At 60.1% G+C, this 6,007-nt stretch carries 3 protein-coding genes; 1 reads left to right on the plus strand and 2 read right to left on the minus strand.

The annotated features are described in order from the left end of the window. Nucleotides 1-1,196: hypothetical protein (locus ABD194_RS20965; protein ID WP_343995151.1), on the minus strand; the 1,196-nt coding region annotated here is incomplete at its 3' end. A gap of 651 nt (nucleotides 1,197-1,847) precedes the next feature. On the opposite strand from ABD194_RS20965, the gene ABD194_RS20970 reads away from it, so the two are divergent. Next, on the plus strand, nucleotides 1,848-4,055 hold the full coding sequence (locus ABD194_RS20970; RefSeq protein WP_343995153.1) for a cell envelope integrity TolA family protein: 2,208 nt from the start codon (nucleotides 1,848-1,850) through the stop codon (nucleotides 4,053-4,055). 1,468 nt (nucleotides 4,056-5,523) lie between these two features. Here ABD194_RS20970 and ABD194_RS20975 read toward each other — a convergent pair. Beyond that, nucleotides 5,524-6,007 (minus strand): hypothetical protein (locus ABD194_RS20975; RefSeq protein WP_343995155.1); only part of this gene is annotated, 484 nt, incomplete at its 5' end.

Genomic DNA, 6,007 nt, shown 5'->3' on the forward strand with positions numbered 1-6,007 from the left:
TCGACGCCACTCGCCGTGATGCGCGTGTCGAACCGCATCGCCATGGCCACGCGCCCTACGGACTTGAGCCCTCCAAAATCACGAATTCGCGCCCGGTTTGGCACATCCTCGATGTGATTGAAAAGCCACCGCCCGGTATCTACGGATCGCTGCGCAATGCCCCGCTCCTCGTGAGTCAGTCGACGGGCTTGGTGCACGATCTCGTGCCTCATCTTCCGCGTGCGTTCAAACTCATCTGCGAGTTGCTGCCACGCCGTCTTGGTGCCAAGAATTTTCTGCAGTTGTCGGAAACGTCCGGGGAAGTCATTCTGACTAGCACGCAAGCGATCCTCGACCTCCTGTGCAGGAAGACTTTCGAGTAACTCCTTTCGAAGTCTCCACTCGACAACGGCCTCGATCGCTGTTGTCGCACGACGGACGGCCCCCGTATAGTCTCCACGCTCCATCAGCGACCTCGCGTCCAACAAGTCAAACTCTCCGGGGACAGCGATGGAGGAATCGGTTGCATCAAGGGCGCCCCCGTAGGTGAACTGGAATGGCCGCCTCGGTGGCTCACCGCCATCCTCTGGCGTAGGCACTACCTCGAGCGGACGGTAGTCCCACTCCTTGTAGGGCATCAGTACTACGGTTCGTGAAGTCTCGCCGAGCCGCACGTGCCAGATCGGGACGTCCCATGCACTGACCTCATAGGCGAAGTAGTCGTACGTGACTAGGCGATACCTTTGTATGAGTTCATTGATGATCGGAATATGAGCCTCGCAAAGCGAATCCCAATATGCATCACGCTCCGCTTCGCTTCGCGGCGGGGCATCATCATCTGTCAGACCGAATGCACCCTCAAGGCCTTGGGCGCGAATCCTGAGCACTGTCTTACAGGGCCGCGACATGAAAGAGAGATCGCGCTCCTCGGCAATGGCTTGCAGATCGTCGGGAGGAGTCCAATCACCCACAGCTGATTGAGGCCCCCGCCAAGCGATAGTGCGACGGGAGTCCAAGCACTCTCCGACGAAGACCTCGACCTGGGGAATACAGATGTTTACCACGAACGAGCAACCGTCACGTTCGATCGTTACGCTCGCTGGTTGCATCATCAGCCAGAATGGCAGTTCGACGTACAGGTCAACCTCGGCCAACTCTCCCGCCCATGGCAGGTCTTGGCCGAAGATGAAGGACCGCAGTTCTGGCTGTTCGTTCACTTCGCGCCCCTGAGATCCCGACGATGGTGGCTTGACCCTACTGTCGATGGTGGCGACAAGTGGGGAGGCGTAATAGACATTTTGTGGGGTTGCCCGCTTAGGCTCCCCGACCACGAGGAAGTTGAGGCCGCCTCGAGGAATGTCGCCGCCTGGCGAGGGTCACACGTCCTTGCAGCTCACATGGATGGCCTTACCTCAGCTCGATGAGCCGGCGACGGCGGCCTCGAGGAAGGTAGCCGCCAGCCGCGGCATGCGCCCAGGGTCAGACGCGCGCCTTGTCCACACCTGATTCGGTTCGCTCCAGTCCTGAGCCATAGGCCATGTGATGCAGCTCGCTCAGATTGATCTGCGAGCTTCTACCCCCGGATCCACGACGCGGTTCGCCTATCTCTCCCGCGCCGAGGGACTGAGGTCTTCCCGACAGTGGGCGGGCACTTCCTGGGGTCGTCCGCGAGTCTCATTCGGACCATCAGAGACGTCGCCAGCACGGCCCGGCCCCCACAACTCGCGTCCTGAAACGGGTGCCTAACCGCAGATGTCGGCTGGCGCTAGTACGGTCACCTTCGCGCCTACTCGGAGGTTTTGATGACAGAGCAAACGGCCCGTTCGAGGGTGGAGCCTGCCTTCCGGCAACTGTGCCACATGTTGTCGTTGAGCAAGACGCGCAAGGTTCAGAGCGCGGTCGACAGTTTGGTCCTGACCACGCTGAGCATCGATCCGATGGTGGGCCGTGGAGGCGATCCAAATGAGCTCGCTCTGGCGGTGGCGACCTACTTCGGAGTCACGCTCGATGTTGGGGACGTCCGACTAGCGATCGAGAACCACTTGAAGGCGGGCCGCCTTCAAATAGACCGAACCATCACCCCGCCCAGGATCATCCTCTCCGCGGATGTGAAGGCCTCCCTTTCGGAGCGAATTGAAGCGTCGCAGGCACTGGAGGAGAAGGTTCGGCGTGAGTGGCTGGCCCTTTCCGACGTGTCGGAAACCGGACTGTCCGAGGACAAACTGTGGGCTGCACTCCAAAACTACTTGGGCCTCGTTTTCAATCAGCACGGAGCAGAGGCCGTCCAGCTTCTCGACTCACGCAGTGACTCAACCGAAGATAGGGGAACCCTCCCGAAACTGCTGGATGACGCCATAGCGCGGGCTGCCCTGAGCCCATCCCGGGAAAAAGCACGCACGGCAATCCGGGCATTCTTCACGGCGCCCAGCCCAAGCCGCATCCGATACATGTCGGAATTGCTCGACGGCACATTCACCTTCTTCGCTCTCAGCGTAAGCGACTCGACTGCCGAATATTTGAAGGGCCAGGTGCCAAGTCTCAAACTCTTTCTTGACACGAACGTGGTCCTGGCCGTCCTCGGTCTTCAAGACAATCCGCTTCAACAGGCTGACGTTGAGTTACTTGACTTCATCAAGAGCGAGCACTACCCGTTCAAGCTCTACTATCACGAGCGTACGCTCCGAGAAATTCTGGAGATTCTTGATGTAGCCAGGGCCAACCTGACTAAACGTCACTTCACGCCAGCGCTGAGCCAAGCGTACCTGCAATACATGGAGAGCCGTGGGGTGGGCTTCGGCCTCGAGCGCCAATTCCACTCTATGAACGCTAATCGAGAAATTGACGCTGAAGCATTCCTCGCCCGCTACGACCACGTCGAGGACATGCTGCGAGACCGAGGCATACAGCGATACAACCAGTCCGGGGCAGACCTTAACACGGAGCGCAAAGGCGAACTTATCGCGGAGTTCGACCACTACCTTAAGAACCGTCGAAGGGTGAGCAAGGCGCCGCGCCGATACGAGGCGCTTGATCACGACGTGACGGTTTGGATGTTCCTGCAGCGCCAGCGATCGAAGAGCACTAACGCGCTCAGGTCAGGAGCGTTGCTCTTGTCCAATGACTATTCACTTCATTCATTTGACCGATCCTTCTTGCAATCCTCGGCGGAGGGCAAGCGTGTCGCTACAGTAGTGCTGCCACACCATCTTCTGCAGGTGCTGCGACCGTTCAGTCGAGTAACCGTCGACTTCGACCGGAAATTCATGGAAATCTTCGCGGCGCCGGAGTTCCGCACCACTCAAACAGACTATGGAAAGACAGCTTCCAAGGTCCTGTCATATCTCGCGAGTTTTGAGGGCGTCGCGAGGGAAACCGCGGTCCACATTCTAAACGACGATCTGCTAATGGGAAGACTCACGGATGTTGAATCCACGGACGAATCGTTCGGCGAGCTAATCGAGAACGCCGTTCTGACCGAGAACGGCGCCTTGGTCAAGTCCGTGTCGGAGAAATCCGAACGGCTTGCTGAGGCGCGCCAAGCCGCGGAGGAGGCAGCGGAGGCCGCGCGGGCGGCGCGGGCTGCTCGCGAGTTTAGCGACAAGCGTGCGCGCGATATTCAAGAGGCAGCCAAGGTTGCCGCCGAGAGGGCGGTTCAGGAGCTTGAGGCAGCCAAACAGAAAGAGGTCGAGGAAGCAGAGGCTCGACGAGCAGCGGACCAACGAGCCGAAAGGGAGGCGCGCGCACACGCTCAACTTGGGCAAGATTTGCAGGAGGAGCGTCGCAAAAGAGAGGCCGCCGAAGCTTCGGTCCTGCGTCTGCGCCGCCTGTGGGGCCGATTCAGAGTAGTCCTTGCCTGGGTCTTCTCAGTGCTGGCCGCCCTTCTCATCATCTGGGGACCGGGCAGGTTTGGGTGGTCATGGCTCCTTAAACACGAAGGGCACCTAGGTATGCAAGCTTTGGCGGTGGCCGTTATCGGAGGCTTGGGGTACCTCGCAGGAGGAGGGTCAAAGCACCGCGGGGCCGTAGCCACTGCAATCGTGGTAGGGGGACTGCTCACATTGCTTTCCCTGCTCTGACAGTGTGGAGCAGGTACAGTCTCATCATCTTTGGATTTCCCAGAACGAGCCAACGACCAGAGCCACGCTCGCCCCAACCGCAGCGCCCTCTGGGAACGCCTAGGCGGTCTGCGGTTCAACACGTGCGCGTGCCAACTGCAGGCGCGTGAGCTGTCGGCGAACGGAATACTTAGGCGTCACGCTTCCACCTGGCGTGCGTGCTGGGGACTCAGACCCGCCAATCTCTTAGCAATTTCAGGAGACCAAGGGTGTGACTCACCATAAACTCGGCTCGGCCAAACTCGCGATGCTCCCAGCTAGAAAGTCGCCTTTAGCATGGGTGACTAGGTAGGGCGACCGGCCCGGCCATAGACCCCGAAACTCCTTCTGCAATCCCTTCTCAAGCTCCCATCGTCCCAGCTCAGCGCCACTGTTCTCGCTGCAGGTTCGCCGAAACCGCCGAGACCCGCGTCATTTCGCCGCATGCGGACTCGATCCCATGGGCGCGCGGCGTTGGCCCGCCGAGTTCCACTCTGCTTGCCCTACGAGCATGGAAAGCATGCGCTCGCAGAGAAGTCGGTGCGTCCCATCGCCGCACCATGGCGGAGCTCACACTCACCCTGCTCTTGATCGTCAGGGCCTCCGGCCTCTGGCGCACGCGTCTCCATCGGCGGGTGTCCCCGTCTTCCACGTCGCTCTTCCAAATGCCGATCCATTGGCGAGGCACTGAACAGCACACCACGCGAGGGCGGTCATGGACCAATAACGGTTCCTGCTGCGTTGAGTACAATGCTTAAGACCGTCGGCGAATCATGCTTCGTTGCGTCGTAGTCGTTGAAGATCATCTTCATCAAGTCATTCTTTGAAATTGTGACGTCGGGGTCTATATCCTTCCTCATGGCTGATACAACTCGGTAAACGAGTTCGAATGACCACGACTTATTCGTAACTTGGCCGCTGTACCGCGCTCCATACCGAAACCACTGGGACAGAGCATCGAGTGTCTCTGTGCTCGCCCAAGAGGCGGCCATCGCTCTCACCGACGCCTCATCTTTTAGCGGAGCGCCGTCAGGGCCAAAAGAACTAACGATGTGCGCAAGCACTCGCTCGTACACACGCGCTCGATTCTCCCGCGAGGAAGCCGCGGCATGCTCGCCTGTTTGTCCCTCCAAGTTTGCACTCCCCTGAGTGCTACGAGACCAGCTAGAGCGCTAGCCAGCAATGCGGATCCCGGACCCACTACGGCCACTGGCCACCCTGTCGTACCGGTCCCGGGCAGGCCGCCGATGATCAACACGAGGCCCACTGCCCCAACTACCCCACAGACGATTCGCATGGTTGTTGCACTCTTGAATAGTTCCTCCACGCCTAGAAGGTACCTGCGCACTCCGCGTGGTCGGCCAGACAGGTCCCCGCTGCCATGAGCGTGTTGCCACCCACGTCATACCGCCGCCTGTCGGCTCCACCAGTGCTGAGGTTCGGCGGGTGCCTACCAGTCCTGCCGACGCACGCGAGGGTCCATGAGGATCGCCCAGGTGTACGCGGGGCCCTGGCAATCCGCGATGTCCCCAGGACCATCAACCGGCATGGCCTCGAGCGCCCTCGCGAAGTTGGTCCGGGAAAGTGAACGGTTAATCTCATGCCCGTCACGAGTCACTCTCAAGAACTGACCTGGCACGCGGTAGGTGAATTCCAGGCCGGTGGACGTCTTGAAGGTTTGCCCCGCGTGCTGGACGATTCGTGGCCACACGGTATCGATGTGCATCAGATCGTCCGACTCCCATTGGGCACCGCACCGGTCACACTCGCGGTCGTATCCGGGGTGAAGGCAGCCGACCCACTCAACCCACGGCGGCGTACCGGTCATCGATTCCGGGTCTGCGGGAAGACCGATCACCAGGTGCCGAACCTCGCTACCTCCGCATACCGGGCAGGTGCCGCGCGGGACGTCGTACGGCGTAACTTCGCCGGCA

Source organism: Terrabacter terrae (assembly GCF_039529575.1).
GTDB lineage: Bacteria > Actinomycetota > Actinomycetes > Actinomycetales > Dermatophilaceae > Terrabacter > Terrabacter terrae.